The sequence below is a fragment of the Photobacterium sp. 2_MG-2023 genome (assembly GCF_030547675.1).
Classification (GTDB): Bacteria; Pseudomonadota; Gammaproteobacteria; order Enterobacterales; family Vibrionaceae; genus Photobacterium; species Photobacterium arenosum.
In genome coordinates this window covers 159,025-179,211 of sequence record NZ_JAUOQQ010000003.1, presented here as the reverse complement: position 1 = coordinate 179,211, position 20,187 = coordinate 159,025, and the positions used below count along the sequence as shown (strand labels likewise).

General features: G+C 47.2%; 21 protein-coding genes. 14 read left to right on the top strand and 7 right to left on the bottom strand.

The features are described 5' to 3' along the window. The 4 genes from Q4491_RS04395 to Q4491_RS04380 are packed head-to-tail and all read right to left on the bottom strand — an operon-like array spanning position 1 to position 2,375. Positions 1-558 carry a 3'-5' exonuclease gene (locus Q4491_RS04395; RefSeq protein WP_192017103.1) on the bottom strand — a complete coding sequence of 186 codons (558 nt, stop codon included), beginning with the start codon at positions 556-558 and terminating at the stop codon, positions 1-3. A gap of 10 nt (positions 559-568) precedes the next feature. Next, complete coding sequence (locus tag Q4491_RS04390; RefSeq protein WP_161443301.1) at positions 569-874, bottom strand: hypothetical protein; 306 nt, start codon at positions 872-874, stop codon at positions 569-571. 18 nt (positions 875-892) lie between these two features. Further along, positions 893-2,182 (bottom strand): replication initiation factor domain-containing protein, encoded by a 1,290-nt coding sequence (locus tag Q4491_RS04385; protein ID WP_303455024.1) that lies wholly within the window; start codon positions 2,180-2,182, stop codon positions 893-895. Further along, positions 2,166-2,375 (bottom strand): hypothetical protein, encoded by a 210-nt coding sequence (locus Q4491_RS04380; protein WP_161443297.1) that lies wholly within the window; start codon positions 2,373-2,375, stop codon positions 2,166-2,168. The genes Q4491_RS04385 and Q4491_RS04380 overlap by 17 nt, the downstream gene beginning before the upstream one ends. Before the next feature lie 118 nt (positions 2,376-2,493). On the opposite strand from Q4491_RS04380, the gene Q4491_RS04375 reads away from it, so the two are divergent. Further along, positions 2,494-2,850, top strand: a complete 357-nt coding sequence (locus tag Q4491_RS04375) for a DUF3693 domain-containing protein (RefSeq protein ID WP_303455019.1) — start codon at positions 2,494-2,496, stop codon at positions 2,848-2,850. Between the two features lie 225 nt (positions 2,851-3,075). Here the strand turns inward: Q4491_RS04375 and Q4491_RS04370 are convergent, their stop codons facing one another. From Q4491_RS04370 to Q4491_RS04360, 3 genes are read right to left on the bottom strand one after another with little or no spacing between them, the layout of a single operon-like run. Further along, entirely contained in the window at positions 3,076-5,160 is a 2,085-nt protein-coding gene (locus Q4491_RS04370; protein WP_192017106.1) for an ATP-binding protein, read from the bottom strand. A gap of 5 nt (positions 5,161-5,165) precedes the next feature. Further along, positions 5,166-5,843, bottom strand: coding sequence for an FIST signal transduction protein (locus Q4491_RS04365; RefSeq protein WP_368393385.1), 678 nt, complete (start codon positions 5,841-5,843; stop codon positions 5,166-5,168). Then, positions 5,800-6,339 carry an FIST N-terminal domain-containing protein gene (locus tag Q4491_RS04360; protein WP_368393384.1) on the bottom strand — a complete coding sequence of 180 codons (540 nt, stop codon included), beginning with the start codon at positions 6,337-6,339 and terminating at the stop codon, positions 5,800-5,802. The genes Q4491_RS04365 and Q4491_RS04360 overlap by 44 nt, the downstream gene beginning before the upstream one ends. 152 nt (positions 6,340-6,491) lie before the next feature. Between Q4491_RS04360 and Q4491_RS04355 the strand changes: the two genes are divergently transcribed. The 13 genes from Q4491_RS04355 to Q4491_RS04295 all read left to right on the top strand — a co-directional run bounded on the left by Q4491_RS04355 (position 6,492) and on the right by Q4491_RS04295 (position 20,145). Further along, positions 6,492-7,181 carry an SDR family oxidoreductase gene (locus Q4491_RS04355; protein WP_303455013.1) on the top strand — a complete coding sequence of 230 codons (690 nt, stop codon included), beginning with the start codon at positions 6,492-6,494 and terminating at the stop codon, positions 7,179-7,181. 781 nt (positions 7,182-7,962) lie between these two features. Next, a complete protein-coding gene (gene ccoN / locus Q4491_RS04350) occupies positions 7,963-9,390 on the top strand; it encodes a cytochrome-c oxidase, cbb3-type subunit I (protein WP_192017109.1) in 1,428 nt (475 codons plus the stop codon). 12 nt (positions 9,391-9,402) lie between these two features. Next, complete coding sequence (gene ccoO, locus Q4491_RS04345; protein WP_192017110.1) at positions 9,403-10,011, top strand: cytochrome-c oxidase, cbb3-type subunit II; 609 nt, start codon at positions 9,403-9,405, stop codon at positions 10,009-10,011. Between the two features lie 9 nt (positions 10,012-10,020). After that, positions 10,021-10,197 (top strand): CcoQ/FixQ family Cbb3-type cytochrome c oxidase assembly chaperone, encoded by a 177-nt coding sequence (locus tag Q4491_RS04340; RefSeq protein ID WP_027252218.1) that lies wholly within the window; start codon positions 10,021-10,023, stop codon positions 10,195-10,197. Between the two features lie 2 nt (positions 10,198-10,199). Next, the gene (gene ccoP, locus Q4491_RS04335) at positions 10,200-11,177 is read left to right on the top strand and encodes a cytochrome-c oxidase, cbb3-type subunit III (RefSeq protein ID WP_192017111.1); all 978 of its coding nucleotides are present in this window, start codon (positions 10,200-10,202) and stop codon (positions 11,175-11,177) included. Positions 11,178-11,297: 120 nt separating this feature from the next. Beyond that, on the top strand, positions 11,298-11,789 hold the full coding sequence (locus Q4491_RS04330; RefSeq protein ID WP_192017112.1) for a FixH family protein: 492 nt from the start codon (positions 11,298-11,300) through the stop codon (positions 11,787-11,789). Further along, positions 11,786-14,164: a heavy metal translocating P-type ATPase gene (locus Q4491_RS04325; protein WP_303455005.1), complete on the top strand. Its 2,379-nt coding sequence runs from the start codon at positions 11,786-11,788 to the stop codon at positions 14,162-14,164. Before Q4491_RS04330 ends, Q4491_RS04325 begins: the two co-directional genes overlap by 4 nt. Beyond that, complete coding sequence (ccoS, locus tag Q4491_RS04320; protein WP_192017114.1) at positions 14,157-14,354, top strand: cbb3-type cytochrome oxidase assembly protein CcoS; 198 nt, start codon at positions 14,157-14,159, stop codon at positions 14,352-14,354. The genes Q4491_RS04325 and ccoS overlap by 8 nt, the downstream gene beginning before the upstream one ends. After that, entirely contained in the window at positions 14,351-15,028 is a 678-nt protein-coding gene (locus tag Q4491_RS04315) for a sulfite exporter TauE/SafE family protein (protein WP_192017115.1), read from the top strand. Before ccoS ends, Q4491_RS04315 begins: the two co-directional genes overlap by 4 nt. Before the next feature lie 75 nt (positions 15,029-15,103). Further along, on the top strand, positions 15,104-15,853 hold the full coding sequence (locus Q4491_RS04310; RefSeq protein ID WP_303455000.1) for an FNR family transcription factor: 750 nt from the start codon (positions 15,104-15,106) through the stop codon (positions 15,851-15,853). Between the two features lie 164 nt (positions 15,854-16,017). Continuing rightward, positions 16,018-16,956 carry a universal stress protein UspE gene (gene uspE, locus Q4491_RS04305; protein ID WP_303454997.1) on the top strand — a complete coding sequence of 313 codons (939 nt, stop codon included), beginning with the start codon at positions 16,018-16,020 and terminating at the stop codon, positions 16,954-16,956. A 286-nt stretch (positions 16,957-17,242) separates the two neighbouring features. Continuing rightward, positions 17,243-18,172: a tRNA 2-thiocytidine(32) synthetase TtcA gene (gene ttcA, locus Q4491_RS04300; RefSeq protein WP_192017118.1), complete on the top strand. Its 930-nt coding sequence runs from the start codon at positions 17,243-17,245 to the stop codon at positions 18,170-18,172. A 485-nt stretch (positions 18,173-18,657) separates the two neighbouring features. Beyond that, a complete protein-coding gene (locus Q4491_RS04295) occupies positions 18,658-20,145 on the top strand; it encodes a carboxypeptidase M32 (protein ID WP_218384652.1) in 1,488 nt (495 codons plus the stop codon). Positions 20,146-20,187 lie beyond the last annotated feature (42 nt).

The following is a 20,187-nucleotide window of genomic DNA, read 5'->3' as shown; positions in this document are numbered from 1 at the left end:
TTACGACCGTATCGCCAATTGATAATTGACTGCATTAATCAAGCGCCGAGTAATCACACAATCAGCTAGTGCCCGGTGTGCGCTAAGGTCAGAGATATCAATATTCTGCTGAGCGGCAGCATTGGTCAGTTTTTGCCAGCGATATGTGCCGTGAAACTCATTCATATCGCCCCAGAATTCGGCATACCACTCCATGACACAAAAAGTCTCAAGGACAGGTAACACGTGCGATTCACCCGTTGCGATTTTCAAAGACTGTTCAATCAGGCGGGTGTCATAATCGGCGTTATAAATCAGCAGATTCCGACCACTCAACACCTGAGCCAATTGCGGCCAGATGTCGCCAAATTCAGGGGCATCGGCCACCATGTGATTACCAATGCCATGAATCGCAATCGCATCCGATGGAATAGGGCGCTGAGGTTTAACCAACGAATCAAACAACACTGTACCGTCAAAGGCATCAATCACTGACACCTCAACAATCTCAGCATCAGAATCCAGCCCCGTGGTTTCGGTATCCAGAATGACCGCGTTGTGCAGGTTCCTTAATTTCATAACGCCTCCGTTACGCCTTGGCGTAGTCAACCACAATGTTACGAGAAGGGTTTTCCGGGTCAGCATCCAGCGACAACTTAAGCTGAGTCGGAAACGTCAGTTCGCCAAACTTGGCAAACAGGCTGGCGTTCTCTGACATGGAAATGGTTTTTTCTTCCAGCCCCAGCTTGTTGATGTTGTTGTCATCGTTGAGGAAAGATTTCGCCGGCACCAAATAATGCACCTGCGCAAAGGCATAAGGCTTAGGTTGACCGGACTTCTTAGAAATCCCTTTACCCATGGTTACACCCGAAACCAGTACAGTTAATCCAGACATTGTGTATTCTCCGTTTAGTTACGCCGTCACTAGGCGCTGATAAATTGCATTACGTTGGGACCGCTGACGCAAGGCCAGCAAATCCGCAAGAGGGACTTTCTCAGACGCATCCGAATCACCCGTGACAGGTGCATTGAGTCGGTCTGGGATTTCAAACGGTTCAAGGTGGCTGGTCAGTTGCTTGACCACCTGCTCAGGTGACAGTTCCAGCACCTGACGCATGTAATTGACCAGCTTGCCGCACTGAGTGGCACCGTGTTTGACGGCATTCTCGACCGAGGTCATGTAATGGCGTTTGTGTGTGGCAATAGCGCATTGCTCAGCCTCACAAATGCGGCTCAGGGCAGGGTATGCACCTGCAAAATACTTGTCGGCATCAATCAGGATATCGAACGGAATGACACGGTCTTTTGAGCGCAGTTCCAGCTCCCAGCGTACCCACTCAGGATGCTGGTCTGATTTAAGCTGTTTGCCTTTCTCGTACACGCGCAACATCTTGCCCGCATCACGGCTGCCGACATAGAACGAGCGGCCGGACTCAGGGACAAGGCCGTAACGCTTTTTCAGGGACTGGGATGTGCCGGACTGGGTTTGGTAATCATAGACTTTGGCCATGTGACCGGATTCGATATAGGTGTACGAACACGGACGGCCACGGGTAATGAAGCAGCCTTCCTTTGCCATTTGACGGGCCAGATTGATACCGAATTCACCGTTGAAACAGTCATAAGCGACATCGGCGCGGGTAATTTTTGCGCCTGGCAAATCATTGAGCATCTTGTGCACTTCAGGCATGTCTAACGCGACACAGCCCGTACCGGAAAACGACACATAACAGCCATGTTGTTTGGCACCCCAAGCACACAGGCCCGCTTGCTGGCCGTTGACCATGATAGAGGCCGATTGCGGATACCCGGAGAAACCGCCAGCACGTAACGTGAAGGTCCATTCGTTGCCGAACTTGCCGAGGCCATGGTTCAGGCGATTGATAAAGCGGTCGATTTCACCACGGCACAGACAATCCATGGTGTTCATACCAAAGTGATCAAGCAGGTCAGATTTGACCTCATGAAAGCGGCGAGCATCACCGCCAATGACAAAGTCGGTGTTTTTCAGCAGGCGACGCACTTCCGCCGCATAATCAATCTTGCCCGTATCCAGTGCGAAGTTATCGACACGCTGGCCGGACTCAACAAAGTCGAAGTGGCGGACGGCCTTGACGGTCGCGCCAGCCTTGGCAAGCTCCAGCACATGGGCCAGCTCGGCAGGCGTCCAAGTGAAGGACAGGAAGTCAATAATCGTTTTCATGTTCGAAGACTCCCATGTCGTAGAGTTGCTGCCAGTTCTCAGGCGTAACGAGATACAGCTCGTAACCCTGAGGGTAAAATTCCAGACCGATTTGATGTAACTCAGCGGACGAACGGAAGTACTCAGGCTCACCGTCGATGAAGGCGAAACCAGAGCCGTCGGCGTTTTGTTCGTAATACAGGGGCTGAGTCATGGGTAACAAGATGCTTATGAGTACCGATTTGTGAATACCGTAATCCTAATAAATCAGGACTTCAAGACACGATTTTCGGGTACTAATCGACTAAACTGGCAAAAAAAGGAGTCTCGATATGTATGCAAATCAACTGCTAGATGCTTACAAAGAAGCTAAAAACTATATCCAAGACAAGCAAATTGCCCATGACTTAGGGATAAGTAAGCAGAAAATTAGCAATATTCGAAGTGGTGTCAGGCAACTTACTGATAGTGAAGCTATTTTCTTGGCTGAAAGTGCAAATATCGATGTTCATGAAGCTCTAATCTTTTTAGCGGCAGACAAAGCCAAAAGTTTCAAAGCCCAACGAATCTGGCAAGACATCACGGCAAAGTTAAGGAGCCAAGGGATTAAGGGCTTAGCCCTTGGTATGACTGGAATTCTGGCCCTCAATCACCCCCAAGTTAAGTACGCATTATGTACATTATGTTAAATTAAGGGTGTGAGAGTCTACACGTTGGGCTCTCTGCTCCCTTCTGTATGACGGCCTCGCCAGATTGGTTCACGCAATTTAACCATAACGGTGATTTACCATAAAATAGGTAATTCACACTTGTATTTAAGTCCTGCTGCAAATTGTCAGTTTGCCTGGTTCTTCAATGTCAGGTGGAATTACCTAAGGCCGACAAGCGCCAATGCGTTCATCGATAAGAATGAATTATGCCAGCGAGACTAGCTCGGCATATTCGCTCAGCAATTTATCCAATTCAGCTACGCGTATCGGTTTTGCTAGAAAGCCGTTCATGCCCGCTTTTTGATATTCAAGCTGATCTGAGTGCATGGCATTTGCCGTCAGCGCAACTATGGGTAAATCAACATGCTTTTCTCTGATCTTTCTGGTTGCTTCCATACCATCCATAACCGGCATAGAGATATCCATTAATATTAAATCAAATTGTTCGGGTGACGCTTCAATCATATCCAGTGCCATTTGCCCATTGTCAGCGACTTGAACATGATGTCCTCGTTTTTCCAGCATGAGTTTTGCAACCATCTGGTTTGTCTTACTGTCTTCCGCCAACAAAATTGATAATGCTCGGCGAGGAATTTTTCTTTGAGGTAGCTTTTCTTCTTCTATTTCAGCTGCAGCTGCGATGATCGGTAAAAACACAGAAAAACAGCTACCGTGGCCTAAATGGCTGACCAGTGAAATACGCCCTTGCATTTTCCCGACAAGATGGCGGCTGATGGCCAAACCCAAACCAGTACCACCATATTTTCTGGTAATACTACCGTCTGCCTGAACAAACGGATTAAAGAGATTTTTCTGTGCTTCATCAGAGATACCAATTCCGGTATCAATAACTGTAATCACAATCTCATTATTTGCTGTTGTGACAGCAACATTCACTGAGCCACTGTTCGTGAATTTGATAGCGTTGCCAATCAGATTAAACATAACCTGAGTCACGCGGTTCTTATCACCTTGAGTTTTTTCAGGAACTGTTTCATCAACCCGGATATTCAAATCGATATTTTTCTTCTGTGCCTGATCTCGCAGCTGTTCAACGACCAGCGTGGCACAATCAGCGACAGACATGGGTTCCATGTATAAATCAAACTTGCCTGATTCTATACGAGAGAGATCCAGAATATCGTTAATGATCGTCAGAAGCAGTTGAGCAGACTGCTCCATTTGATTGACCCATTTAAGCTGCTCCATATTCAGTCCTGAATCAGCTAAAGTATCCATCAAACCAAGCACTGCATTCAGAGGCGTGCGAATTTCATGGCTCATCATTGCCAGAAACTGAGATTTAGCGGCGTTTGCAGATTCCGCTTGTTGCCGAGCCTGCTGCAATTCGACTAAACGTTGCTTCTTGCTGGTGATGTCTTTCGCTGTTCCCCGATATCCCCGGAGCTCTCCGTGTTTACTAAAGTACGGGCTACCGCTGAAGCTAATCCATGCCCCACCCTCATTACCGGGTAACTGCCATTCCAAGTCTTCAAAATCTTCATTACTGAGCAATTTATTTCGTAGCTTGGTTTGGAAATCGCTATCATCATCAAAGAGATCTAACAAACTTTTTTTATCTATCACGTGGTTAGATAAGTCTGGCGCAGAGATATACGTGAACCTGTATTCGGTATCTATCTCCCAAAACCAGTCACCAACAGTATTTGCAAAGTCTTTAAATCGTTGCTGATTGTGCAATAACTCTTGAGTTCGTACAGTCACCAGAGTTTGCAATCTTTCCCTGTAGTCAATGTCGATAATTGCGCGTTCAAGCAATGGGCGAAACCGTGCCAGCACTCTTTTACATGAAGCGCCAAACTGGCCGGGTTGAGAATGCAAAAATAGCAGTAACGCGTCACCAGAACTGACTTTCACTCCCGTCATCAACACTGAGCGACACAGTCCGATCTGGTCCTTGGGCAAATAACGAAATTCGGCAACTTGCAGCGGGTCGAAAAGTGCAATACTTTCGCCATTGATAGCACGGATAAAGGTTTGATTGACTTCCCAGGAGCAAGATTCGAAATTAGTACAGGTGGTGACAAGTTCTTCCAGATGCGAAGTTTCATCTTCACGAGTCAGCACCAGCGCGTGTTCGAAACCAATATATTTGCGCAGAACAGCAAGTAGGCTATTGAATACTTGCCGCTTGCTATTAGCGCCAGCCATCGCTGACATACCCGCTAAAATAGCAGAGTACTCATCTCTGAGCTGTTTCTCCCTTTCCTGGCTTCTGAGTAACGCAAGCAATGTTTCCTGTAGGGTTTCTGTTTCTCTGCCTGGCATGCTCATCATTCCCGGTAAAACAAAACGTTAGAAATCATTAAATTACCATGCTCATTCTCACCACCAAGGAACTGGCCTTGTTCTCCAAAAGTGAACGGAGAAATAAACGGCGCGTTGAGCATAGATTGCTGCATTTTCTCTGCAACCATACCCATTTTTGATTTCACCTGGAGCATACAGCCAGCACAATAAATACTTATTCCACCAATAGCCTCGATCTGCTGATGGCTATCATGAAGCAATCCATCCACTGCGCGACCGGTCCGGTTGACCAGGTTATCTTCCGTCCCTGTCATCAGGTAGAGTTTCTCTCCTTCCTTTATAGAAGCAAACAATGTGATTCCACCACGCGCAGTAACAGAATTGGGATGAGCGAGCTTAAAATAGGGTAAATCATGTAAAGTGCCTGCAATACGACCAATCGGATGTAAAGCAGAGAGAGACATTATGCTTTGACCATACTCTAAAGGCTGTTTAATCCATTCTTCATAGACCTCTTTTGCTGGCCGGTGATCAAGTTCTATGAGTTCCCTTCCCTCAACCTTAGTCGCCACTGCGTATTGTTCAGTTTTTGCGTAACCTGAGTGAAAAGAAAAACTTAAGTCGCATGTTGGATAAAAGACACTCACAGCAACGCCTTCAGAAGCTAAATGATCTTGAGTGAAAAGTTGCCATTCCCCCAAAACCCCTGCATCCGCGGCGCTCCCACCAATAAATAGGCACTGGTGTGCCAAACTCTTGAGATATGGCCTGTATCACCTCCTCTTCAGCGCCAGGACTTGCGTGCAGCAAAACAAGTGAAGGTAGTTCCCCTGAGCGTCCGGTATTTTGAATGGCCTTCAGCAATGCCTGTTTCGCCATTTGGTGAGGAAGTTGATGGGTAGACACTAACGCAGAGCCATACGCGCCATTGAAATCAAAAACAGCCCATAAACCGATCACCCGATCAGGGAAATACCCCTCTTCTGTCAGGATACCCTGGCATGATGAACAGCCTAAAATTTGAGTGTCAGGGAATTCCGCAACAAGCCGCTCTCGGATAACTTGCGCATTGTCATGCCCTGAAAAGTACACCAACAACAGGCTGGGACGCACTAATCTGGCTTTGAGTTGACTGACAGCTTCATCTACTGCTGCTGCTGTCGTTTCTATCGTTGAGTAACTGGTAACAATTTCCATGTAGTGTTCACGGCTGGGTGTGTATCTTCACCATAATAGACAGTTTCAATTTGAGGATCAGCAGAGTATTGAATTTTTATAAAAAAAACTCTTAAGTCTGTGTGCGATTTACCGTTATTAGTATTTAACTATTCGACAAAGAAGATTTGGGTATGACAAAGCAACCAGTAATCATTGTCACAGAAGGAACAACAGAGTTAGGCAAACATATCTGTAAAGAGCTTGCTGCAACTCAGTCTATTGTCATGTCACTGAGCAATGACGAAAATGCAGGTTATGATTTGGTTGCAGAAGATCCACGAGTCCGGTTTCGCAATACAGATTGCAGTAAGGAATCAGACGTTGCCGCAGCCGCCCGGGAGATTGAATCTCAATTCGGCCGACTTGATGCACTTGTTATTAACCCATCGGTATCACTTCCGGATGTGGGCATCCCCTTCACTGAAATGGATTTATTTGATTGGAACCAGGCACTTCACCACCAGTTAACAGCAACCTTGTTCACCGCCAGACAATGCCTGCCTCTTCTGAAAACAACAAAGGGGGCTATTGTTCATGTTGTCCCTACCCCTCATGAATCTGCCATTAACAGCGAGTTACTCGCCGTATGCAGCCAAGGCCTGGTTGGACTGACTGAAGCTTTGGCCAATAGCTTATCACCTGATGTTACTGTCCATGCTGCCCGATACATTCTTAACCGGACAGATGTGCTAAAAAATGATGTAAATCAATTCAAAGACGTGGCAGCTATGGTACGTTTTCTGGTGAGTCACAAAGCCTCATACATCAACGGACAGGTTTTCAACGTTTCGAACCGAGTTTTGGATAAAAAACCATCATAACGACACAGGAAAAGATTCAACCTAGTGAATAGATGAGAGTTATGTTCTATGCGATTGTTTTTAATGAACTTTAATTATTTTCACATGAAAAATAATGTTCTGAATCCTTATCTGGTAATTGCAAGTTTGTCTTGTCAGAGCAACATGGCGTTAAAGCATTAAAATAACTCACATTTCAATAGCTTGAGTGCTAACACATACTCCTGATACCAAATTAATAAATCGTCCCCTTGCCCTGCAGAAGTTGACACCTTTAAATACAAAGAGAGCAGCTACTGGTACCCCTTTATTGCCTTTTTCCAAACTGATAACCCGGAGTGCTTTCAGCTTCTACTTTGCATCTTTGTCAGTGCATTCCTCTACTGAACCCTCGCAAGACATTAGTGCTTCCTCTGCCTTATTGTCAGATTTGTATGTAATTGTTCTCCATACGAATGCCGCAATCAGAACAGCTAGTAGGAGCAGAATTTGGATCAACCGAGCTTTAGTTAGTTTCTGTGCGGCCATGATTGTATACATTTCCCATGTTACATAGTTCAAACTTTTTGCATAAAAATAGTGAGCCGCGGCATGAGCCCACCCTTCACACTGTCAATCATTTCTTATCTCAAGTATCATGCGTGCTGAAAATGCCACTTTTACAACAAAATAGCAATTTCCGTGTCGAATTGTTTATAAAAACAACACAGGATTTGTCTAAGCTTTGGGTGGCATTGCGAAATGAAGTTGTTCGCAAAGAAAACAAGAGTGTAGTTGAAATTTTTTAGTGGAAGCATGCAACATGAGCCAAGAAAAGCAGCTTGATCAAAACTACAACTATACGGTCGTTCGGCAATTCACCCTAGCTACCATACTGTGGGGTATTGTTGGAATGAGCGTTGGTGTATTTATTGCCGCTCAGTTGGTTTGGCCGGCGCTTAACTTTGACACCCCTTGGTTGACATACAGCCGTCTGCGTCCGCTGCATACTAATGCAGTTATCTTCGCCTTCGGTACCAGTGCACTGTTCGCGACATCTTATTATGTCGTTCAGCGTACCTGTCAAACCACGTTGTTTGGTGGCAAGTTAGCGTCGTTCACCTTCTGGGGCTGGCAAGCCGTGATTCTATCAGCAGTTATTACGCTGCCGATGGGGTATACATCCAGCAAAGAATACGCTGAACTGGAGTGGCCAATCGATATACTGATTGCCGTTGTCTGGGTCTCCTATGCTGTCGTGTTCTTCGGAACGATGATTAAACGAAAGACCTCCCACATTTATGTGGCAAACTGGTTCTTCGGTGCATTCATTTTGACGGTAGCCGTTCTTCACATTGTGAACAGCATGGCGATTCCGGTCTCAATGACGAAGTCGTATTCTGTTTACTCTGGTGCAGTCGATGCCATGGTTCAGTGGTGGTATGGGCACAACGCCGTAGGTTTCCTTCTTACTGCTGGCTTCCTGGGTATGATGTACTACTTCGTCCCGAAACAAGCCGGTCGTCCTGTTTATTCCTACCGTTTGTCTATCGTGCACTTTTGGGCACTGATTTCTCTGTATATCTGGGCTGGCCCGCACCACCTGCACTACACCGCATTGCCTGACTGGACTCAGTCGCTGGGCATGGTGATGTCTCTGGTACTGTTTGCGCCATCCTGGGGCGGCATGATCAACGGTATCATGACGCTGTCCGGCGCCTGGCATAAACTGCGTTATGACCCGATTCTGCGCTTCCTGGTAGTGTCACTGTCGTTCTACGGCATGTCTACTTTCGAAGGTCCGATGATGGCAATTAAGACAGTCAATGCCCTGTCTCACTATACCGATTGGACAATCGGCCACGTTCACTCAGGTGCGTTAGGCTGGGTTGCCATGGTTTCTATCGGTTCGGTATATCACCTGATTCCAAAACTGTTCGGCCAAGAGCGTATGTACTCTATCAAACTGGTAAACGTGCATTTCTGGCTGGCTACTATTGGTACGGTTCTGTACATCGTAGCTATGTGGATTTCTGGTGTGATGCAAGGTCTGATGTGGCGCGCGGTGAATACCGACGGTACCCTGACCTACAGCTTTGTTGAAGCTCTGCAAGCGTCTTATCCGTTCTACTTCGTGCGTTTCTGTGGTGGTCTTATCTTCGTAACCGGCATGTTCCTGATGGCTTACAACGCTTACAGAACTATTGCCGCACCGAAAGACAGCTTGAAAGCCATAGAGCAACCAGCATAAGGAGTAAAACTGATGAGCTTTCGTCACGAACTTGTTGAAAAAAATGTTGGTTTGCTGGCCATCCTGATTGTGATTGCAATCAGTTTGGGTGCGCTGGTAGAAATCACGCCGCTGATTTATCAGGAACAAACGACTGAGCCTGTAGAAAACCTGCGCCCTTACACTGCCCTGGAAATGGAAGGCCGTGACATTTATATCCGCGAAGGGTGTAACGTTTGCCACAGCCAGATGATTCGTCCATTCCGTTCAGAAACTGAACGTTATGGCCATTATTCTGTTGCAGGTGAAAGTGTTTGGGAGCATCCATTCCTGTGGGGCTCTAAGCGTACAGGTCCGGATCTGGCTCGTGTAGGCGGCCGTTATTCCGATGAATGGCACCGTGTACACTTGCGTAACCCCCGCGATGTAGTACCAGAATCTAACATGCCCGGTTTCCCTTGGTTGGAAGAAAATGTACTGGATGGCGAAATAACCTCTAAAAAACTTGCCTTATTCCGCGATAAGTTCGGTGTACCTTACACTGACGAACAAGTTGCGAAAGCAGGTGATGATGTGAAAGGCAAGACTGAAATGGACGCACTTATTGCTTACCTTCAGTCTCTAGGTCACGCGATGAAATAAGGAGGCACCATGGATATCGGAACCATTCATAGTATCTGGACTGTGATTCTGTTCGGTAGCTTTATTGGTATTGTCCTTTGGGCCTACAGTAAACGCCGTAAATCCCAATTCGACGAAGCTGCTAATTTGATATTTGCAGACGAGGAGAAGGATGTGGCCACGCGTGAAAAAGACAGGAGCAAATAAGAATGTCGACGTTTTGGAGTGTATGGATCATCGTCATCACGCTTGGCACCCTGGCTGCAATTGCTGCCATTCTTGCTTGGTGTAGCAAGGACAAAATGGGTGTTGAAGAAGGTGAGGACATGGGCCACGAATACGATGGTATTCGCGAGATCAATAACCCACTACCTAAGTGGTGGTCTTATATGTTCTGGGGAACCATTGTTTTTTCTTTGGTATATCTGGCGCTATATCCTGGCCTGGGCAACTTTAAGGGGCTTTTGGGGTGGCAGAGTTCAGATCAGACTATTCGCACAGTAGCTGAGTCAAAAGCATCTATTGCTAACTCTCAGCAAGCGCAAGAGCTTGATCAATATGCCAAAGAATTGGGTGATGCAGAACGAGCTTATGGCGAGCTGTTTAAAACCCTTGCCTATGACGAGTCTGGTAACAACCTTCGTCCAATCGAAGAAATTGCAGCCGATCAAGATGCTCGCCGTGTAGGTCAGCGCTTGTTCCTGCAGAACTGTGCTCAGTGCCACGGCTCTGATGCGCGTGGTCAGCAGGGTTTCCCTAACCTGACCGATAACGATTGGTTGTATGGCGGTGAAGCTGAAACCATCAAAACCACCATCATGCATGGCCGTACAGGCGCTATGCCTGCATGGATTGACACCTTAGGCGAAGACGGTGTACAAGAAGTAACAAGTTACGCTCTGAGTTTGTCTGGCCGTAAAGTGAATGCCAAAGAGGCTGCGGCGGGTAAACAACGCTTTGTGGTGTGTGCTGCCTGTCATGGTACGGATGGTAAAGGTAACCCAGCATTTGGTGCGCCTGACCTGACTGATAATATCTGGCTATATGGTGGTTCACGTCGCGCGGTCGTTGATACTATTACTCACGGTCGTCAGGGTGTTATGCCGGCTTGGGATAACATTCTGGGCGAAGAAAAAGTTCAGCTTATCTCTGCTTATGTGTGGGGCCTGAGCAACAGCGAGCAGTAATCCTGATTTCTGTTACGAATCAGTTAATTGTTGACGTTTGCTGACAATTTCACTGAAGCTAAGTCATAGGGCCCCTGCTAAAATCAGGGGCTCTTTTTATAGATACTAAAAGGATTCACAATGCAAAAGCCATGGTATAAGCAGTTTTGGCCCTGGTTCATAATTGCGATTCCAGCCCTATCCATTACATACAGCATGACTGCGCTGTATATATTCTCTCAGAACAAAGTGGATCTGGTTGCTGAAGACTATTACAAGAAAGGAAAAGGCATTAATCAGGACTTTTCGCGACTGCGTGTCGCAGACGCCCTGAAAATAAAGGCGGATATCAAGGTTACTGAGCAAGATATCACCCTATCTCTGGACAAAGGTGAGCTGCCTGACTTTCCAACGCTGCGAGTTCTCTTTACTCACCGCACCTTAGCGGAAAAAGACTTCACCCAAATGATCAGCCCGGACCAAAAAGGCCGCTACCGATTCACAGCACCAGAGTCGATTGATGGCCCATGGTTTGTCGAAGTAGAGCCGTTTCAGGGAGAATGGATGCTGAATGGCCGTCTTAACCTGCCCTCATCCGATCCGATTAAGCTGTATGGACAAAACAAAGGATGACAACCTCTTGCTACCACTGTGGTGATCCTGTACCACATGATACCCATTTAACAGTCGACATCCTGGGAACAGCACGCAGTATGTGCTGCCCGGGCTGCCACGCTGTGGCAAGCACTATAGTCGACAGTGGTTTGACATCCTATTATGAGTATCGGACTGCAACAGCAGATAAAGCCGATCTGATTCCTCAGCAATTGCAGTCCCTTGCCCTGTATGACAACGAAGAAATTCAGCAAGACTTTGTCAGAACCAGCGACAACACCAACGAAGTCACACTGTCACTCGAAGGGGTATCGTGTGCCGCCTGCGCATGGTTAATTGAACGACAACTCAAACGCGAAACAGGCTTAGTTAACATTCGCGTCAATACCACCACGCACCGCGCTCTGCTCAGCTGGAACCCCGAGCAGACTAAACTCAGCACTCTTTTGTCCGCCATTCACCGTTTAGGCTACAAAGCGGCCCCTTTTGAGGCAGATAACCAAGAGCAGCATTACCACAATACGATGAAGAGCTACCTGTACCGTTTAGGTATCGCTGGCTTAGCCAGCATGCAGGTGATGATGCTGGCGGTTGCGCTGTACTTTGAGGTATTTGGTGATCTGGATGAAAGCTTCCGAAACTATTTCCGCTGGGTCAGCCTTCTTTTCGCCACCCCGGTGCTTCTCTACTCAGCACTGCCCTTCTATCTGAATGCCTGGCGGAACCTCAAAGCACGCACATTAGGCATGGATGTCCCTGTTTCTATTGCGCTGATCTTCGCTTACGTGGCCAGCTTTTATGCCACTGTTACAACAAAGGGCGAAGTGTTCTTCGAATCCATTTCGATGTTTACCTTCTTCTTATTAATCGGCCGTTATCTTGAGATGAGGGCGCGCCGTAAAGCCGCTGCAGCCAGCGCCAATCTGCTTAAATTGATTCCGGCTATGGCAAATCTGGTTGATGGTCGCCAGATTGCAGCGAAAAGCCTAAAGACAGGTGACGTTGTCACAGTTTTGCCCGGAGAAAGCTTACCTGCCGATGGTGTTATTGTGGCAGGTCACAGTGTAATCGACGAGTCAATGCTGACTGGCGAGCCGCTCCCCGTACGCAGAAGCAAGGATGATACTGTATTTGCCGGCACAATTAACGGTGACGGTAACCTGACCGTGAAAGTGACTCAGGACCGCCAGCACTCCCTTATTTCGAACATCATTCGTCTCCAGGATGAAGCACAGGCAACGAAGCCAAAAATTGCAGAAGTTGCCGACGTGGTAGCCCGTTATTTTGTCGCTGTTATTCTTATCATTGCAGCGGGTACCTGGCTTTACTGGCACCAGGTAAAACCCGATGATGCGCTATGGATTACGCTGGCTGTGCTGGTTGCCACCTGCCCTTGCGCCCTGTCGCTGGCAACACCAACCGCACTGACTTGTGCTACCTCACGTCTTGGCCGTCTAGGCATTCTGCTCCGGCGCGGACACGTTCTGGAAACACTCTGCAATGTGAACCAACTGGTTATAGATAAAACCGGCACCTTAACCGAAGGAAATGTCAGAGTCATCCAAACAGTCTGCTTTGACAGTTACGATGAAACAGAGGTCCTGAGCATCGCTGCCGAGCTGGAACGCTTTGCAAACCACCCTATCGCCCGGGCTTTTTCTGGTTATCGAAATTCAGCCTTTTCCTTTGATGAGGTTGAAAATGAAATCGGCTTTGGCCTCAAAGGCACGAGAGAGGGAAATGAATGGCGAATCGGAAAGCAGGCTTTTGCGTTAAACGGTGAAAACGCCCCTTCTCCAGACCAGGGCTTTCAGGTTTGGCTCACCTGTAACGGTAAAGCTATCGCCGCTTTCCAATTGGATGATCCCATCCGGCATGACAGTCAGTCACTGGTCAGTGCCTTTCAGGCCGAAGGGATTCAGGTCACAATGCTCACGGGCGATAACTCCGACAATGCCGCTCGCGTGGCAAAAACGCTTTCTGTAGACAAGCTGATTAGCGGCGCGACCCCACAAGGTAAACTCGATTACCTTAACAGTCTCGCCAAAGATCAGGTCGCCCTGATGATTGGTGACGGCGTTAATGATGCACCTGTGCTGGCTGGCGCTCATCTGTCACTTGCAATGGGTGGAGGTACGGATGTTGCTAAATCGTCTGCAGATATGGTTTTACTTGGTGATCACTTAAACCGAGTGCTGGAAGCACGACGCCTGGCGATGAAAACTAAGAAGATCATTCGGGAAAATCTATCATGGGCATTAGGATATAACCTTGTTATTCTGCCTCTGGCTGTTGCCGGACTGGTTGCACCTTATATTGCAGTATTAGGCATGTCTGCCAGCTCCATCATTGTTGTCTCTAATTCACTGAGGTTATTGAAAGAAGATGGCTAGCCTGTATTTACTCATCCCGATTGCAATCATCTTCGTCTGCATTGCCGTTGCCATTTTTATCTGGGCCGTCAAATCAGAACAATTTGAAGACCTCGAAAGACAGGGATACGACATCCTGTTTGATGAGAATGAAGAAAAGCAACCCGCGCAAAAAACGGATGATGAACAAACGGGCAAGGAAAAACAGTGAACACAGATTTTTTCGCTGCTTTTGTTATTGGCCTGCTGGGTGCAGGCCATTGCCTGGGGATGTGTGGTGGTATCGCTGCCGCTATTACCTTAGGTATGCCAGGGCAACAGCAAAGCCACCGTTTTCCTTACTTACTTTGCTACAACGCCGGACGCCTGATTTCTTACGCAGCAGCCGGAGCTGTTATTGGTGGCGCAGTGGCAGGTATGGCTGCATTAAGTGGATTAAGCACTGCGCTCCTTTTCCTGCGCATTTTCGCCGCAGTGATGATGATTCTTCTCGCCCTGTATATTGGCCAGTGGTGGCAAGGGGTCACCAGAATTGAAGCTCTCGGCCAATCACTCTGGCGTTTTATCTCGCCTTTAGCTAAGTCGATGTTACCACTGAAATCTCCCCTAGCGGCCTTTCCGTTTGGACTGGTATGGGGCTGGTTACCCTGCGGATTAGTTTACTCAATGTTGAGTTGGGCGGCTGTGGCTGGCAATGCAGGCTCAGGTGCCGGCGTCATGCTGGCCTTTGGTCTGGGAACTTTGCCAGCCATGCTGTTAGTAGGCAGCTTTGCAGAAACGCTTAAACAATGGCTTTCCAATCAGATATTTAAAAAAACCAGTGCATTATTGTTATTGGCATACGGTATCCACACAGGTTATGTCGCAATCACACAATTTTCCTAATGTTTTATACTCGTCATTATGAATAAGAGTGTGATAGAGTGACTCGAGTATCCGAACTTGGTCAGGCCACAGTTTATGAATTCAGATAAAATCTCCACAAAACGCATTCAATCCGGTGGATGTGCTATCCATTGTCAGGATTGCAGTATCAGTCAGTTGTGTATCCCCTTTACTCTCAATGACGCAGAGTTAGATCAGCTAGATAGCATTATTGAGCGTAAAAAGCCTATCCATAAGGGCCAGGAGTTATTTAAAGCCGGGGACGAGCTGAAAGCGCTGTACGCTATTCGTTCAGGCACAGTGAAAACCTATACCATCACCGAGCAAGGCGACGAACAAATTACCGCTTTTCATTTAGCTGGCGATTTGGTGGGTTTTGACGCTATCAACGACCATAAACACCAAAGTTTTGCCCAGTCTCTCGAAACCTCTATGGTATGCGAGATTCCGTTTGAAACATTGGATGAGCTTGCCGGTAAGATGCCTAAGCTCCGACAGCAAATTATGCGCCTGATGAGCAGTGAAATTAAAAGCGATCAGAATATGATTCTGCTGCTCTCTAAGAAAAATGCCGAAGAGCGTCTGGCAGCGTTTCTCTATGATTTGTCATGCCGTTTCTCAGAGCGTGGGTTTTCTGCCCGCGAATTCCGGCTGACTATGACCCGTGGAGATATTGGAAATTATCTGGGGCTGACGGTTGAAACAATCAGTCGTCTGTTAGGACGTTTCCAAAAATCCGAGATCATTGGCGTGAAAGGCAAGTACATCACGGTTCTTGATCGTGAGCAGCTAGCTCTGCTAGCCGGTGCGACTAATTGTAAATAGTTTTATAAAAATTGATGGGCTTGATGCCCATCAATTTTTACTGTAATTCCTCTCCAAAGTCCTCCATTTCCTCGCAGCAATCCGTTACAGTGAATATACTAATCTGAATACAAACAGTTTTTCAGATCAGGTCGATTGCGAATCCGTTGAGACAGGGGGCAGTTATGAACACATACAAAAACATCCTCGTAGTGGCCGACCCACTGCAAGACAACCAACCGGCTTTGTCACGCGCAATGCACCTCGCTGAAAAGAGTGAGGGTGTTCACATCACTGTATTCCTTGCCATTTATGATTTTTCTTACGAAATGACATCCATGCTCTCGTCAGATGAACGTCAGGCCATGCGACGTGGGGTTATCCAACAGCGCGAAGAATGGTTAAAAGACATTATCCGCCCTCATGTCACCGCTGGCGTTGATATCGACATCCTGGTTGTGTGGCACAATCGCCCCTATGAAGCCGTTATAGCCGAGGTGTACAGCCATCATCACGACCTACTGATAAAAGCCACTCATAAACACGACAAAATCGGCTCTGTGATTTTTACCCCTACCGACTGGCATTTATTGCGCAAATGTCCATGCCCCGTGCTTTTGGTCAAAGAGCACAGCTGGCCCGAAAACGGAAAAGTACTGGCTTGTGTCAACTTAGCAGCCGAAAGTGATACGCACGAAGCACTGAACGATAAAATCATCAGCGAAGCTAAGAACATGGCAGAAGTACTGGTTGCCGAAGTCAACCTGGTCAATGCCTACCCTGCCACCCCGGTTAACATTACGATTGAATTACCTGAATTTGACCCTGCAACCTACACAGATGCGGTACGAGGCCACCATCTGACATCAATGAAGGCACTGAGGCAAAAACACGGTATTGATGAAGGTAAAACCCATGTCGTCGAAGGATTGCCTGAAGACGTCATCCCAAAAGTGGCAGAAGAGTTGGATGCAGAACTCGTAATACTGGGCACCACCGGCCGGACCGGGCTTTCTGCTGTCTTCATCGGCAATACAGCTGAGCACACTATTGACAGCCTCAACTGCGACTTGCTTGCCCTCAAGCCCGACGGCTACATCAGCCCTCTGGATCCTAACCAATAATCTTGCTCTGAAAGCACGCCTTCAACCCGCAGGCGTGCTTTTCACCGACAACAATCGCTCAAACTGCCATTTAGCCGCTTAATTATCAATTAAGATGAAAATCACGCTGGAATCCGACGCTGGAATCCGTATCATACCCGCCATGAAATTTGCCAGTGAGCACAGATCGCGAACCCTGCTCACGGTAACCTTTATCGATGATAATTCATAACGACTTATATCATCGTGCTCAATGCATTTACCGTCGGTTGACAGAGTGATTCAATCGATGCGAAAGAGAGAAGCAATGACTCAGAATCAAGAGCTTACAAAGGCACAGAAATACAACTTCGATAAGCTGCAAAAGAAACTGCGCCGAAACACGGGCCAGGCGATTGCTGATTATAATATGATCGAAGATGGTGATCGCATTATGGTTTGTCTGTCTGGTGGTAAAGACAGCTATACCATGCTGGAAATGTTGAGCAGCCTGCAGCGCAGTGCCCCTGTCAGCTTTGAATTGATTGCAGTTAACCTTGATCAGAAACAACCTGGTTTCCCTGAACATATCTTGCCTGAATATCTTGAATCTCTGGGTGTTCCGTACAAGATAGTGAATGAAGATACTTATTCAATAGTCAAAGAGAAAGTACCGGAAGGTAAAACGACCTGCTCTCTCTGCTCTCGTCTGCGTCGCGGCATTTTGTATCGTACGGCGAAGGAAATAGGTGCAACTAAAATTGCGCTGGGTCACCACCGCGATGACATGCTGGAGACGCTTTTCCTGAACATGTTCTACGGCGGTAAAATGAAAGGCATGCCACCTAAGCTGGTCTCGGATAATGGCGAGCACGTAGTGATTCGTCCGCTTGCTTATTGCCGCGAAAAAGACATTGAACGCTACACCGAAATGAAAGCGTTCCCGATCATCCCATGCAACCTTTGTGGCTCGCAACCAAACCTTCAGCGTCAGGTCATCAAAGAAATGTTGCGCGACTGGGATAAACGGTATCCGGGCCGTATTGAGACTATGTTCACCGCTATGCAAAACGTCGTGCCCTCGCATCTGGCGGACTTTAACCTGTTTGACTTTAAATCAATCGACAAGGAATCAGGGGCGATTAACGGTGGTGATATCGCTTTTGATAAAGAAGACCTACCAAACTCACCCGTCTCTTCCGAAGGTGCCAGTGAATTTGATCCGGGTGAAAAGTTAGATATCTTGCAGGTTAATTAACTTTTACACCTATCAAAGCCGCAGACATTGCGGCTTTTTTAATCCTTTTATCATTTTCGCTGGCGAAGATACCTAATAGACATATTGCATATCAAACGCACCAGACAGAACTGATAAAGCTGAAAACACTAAAAACCAGCCAAAAATCATCACAACCTATAAAGATTTGTTCACAAAAAACCAAAAAAATTGCTAAGAACAGTCTGGTATATGGAAGTTTTATCCGTATCATACTATAGATACTTATGCGTTCAGGTACTCGCCGTGATATGTAACGCACCCCCCTGCTCAGTGGTACGTTGCGCAATAGGATCCGTGCTCATAACCAGCTATTCCTACGAATGATTTCTACAGGTTACCGAGCTGCTTCATTCCGAGTTGCATCTCCATACTCTGGCATTTTACAAGCGAGCCTGAAACTGAGTGAGGTCCAATTAAGTCTGTAGCCGTCCTGCACGCTACTAAGTCAAGATAAAGGATTAAAAATGACTTACTATCAGAAACTGGAGCAACACGCTAAAAAGCTTTCCAAGATTTCTCACTTATCCGCTATCTGCAGCTGGGATCAGGCTGCAAAAATGCCAGAAGGCGGAAATGCCGCCCGCTCCGAAGCAATGGCTGAACTGGCTCTTATCCATCATGAACTCGCAACGGCCCCTTCTCTGACTGAATGGTTCGCCAGAGCCGAAACCGAGTCTTTATCAAAAGAGCAAAAGATCAGCCTGCAAGAGATGAAGCGCTCCTGGCAGAATGACAATATCCTGCCGGCTGATCTGGTGGAGAAAAAATCGCTCGCCGGTTCAAAGTGCGAGCATGCCTGGCGGACGCAACGTAAAGAAAACAATTGGCACGAGTTCAGCCAGAACCTTGAAGCCGTTGTTAAACTGGCAAGAGAAGAAGCGCAGATTCGAGCTGAAGCAACAGGCTTAAGCCGTTATGACGCTATGATGGATCTGTATGAACCTGGCATGACGTGCGAGAAAATTGATTCTATATTTGGTCAGGTGAAAACATGGCTACCCGCATTGATTCAACAAGTCAGAGCAAAACAAGCCAGTGATCAGGTTATTACTCCTAAAGGTCCCTTCCCGATAGCTCAACAGAAAGCATTGAGTCTGGATATCATGGGCAAATTGGGATTTGATTTCAGACACGGCAGGTTGGACGTGAGTACGCACCCGTTTTGTGGCGGTGTACCGACTGATGTCCGCATTACCACCCGATATGATGAAGCTGACTTTACCAGTGCACTCATGGGGGTTATCCATGAAACTGGCCATGCCCGTTACGAGCAAGGACTCCCTGAGCAGTGGCATGGTTTACCTGTAGGTCAGGCACGCTCAATGGGCGTTCATGAGTCACAAAGCCTGTTTTTTGAAATGCAGCTTTCGCGCAGTAAGCCTTTTATTGAAATCCTCGCCCCGTTAGCTCGCGAAGCATTTGACCGTAATAACGATAAGGCGCTGAGCACAGACAATTTGGCATTGTTCAGTACCCGGGTCGAACCTGGCTATATTCGAGTCGATGCCGATGAAGTGACTTACCCTGCACACATCATTTTACGTTACGAAATTGAGCGTGATTTGATTGAAGGCAAAATCGAAGTGGCTGATATTCCTGAGTTATGGGACAAGAAGATGACCGAGTATCTGGGGTTATCGACCAAAGGTAACTTTACTGACGGATGCATGCAGGATATCCACTGGACAGACGGCAGCTTTGGCTATTTCCCGTCTTACACTCTGGGGGCTATGTATGCGGCCCAGTTCATGGCGGCTATGCGCCGTGAAATGAATGTGGAAAACCTCATTCGTGAACGTAACCTTCAGCCTATCTTCAACTGGTTAGACAGACATGTCTGGAAAAAAGCCAGCTTCCTTTCAACAGATAACCTGCTGAAAGAAGCGACCGGCGAAACCCTGAATCCGGAACATTTCAAAGCACACCTTGAAAGTCGCTACCTCGAAGACTAACTACCGAGCAGACTAACGTGACAAGGTTGTAAACAAACAAGG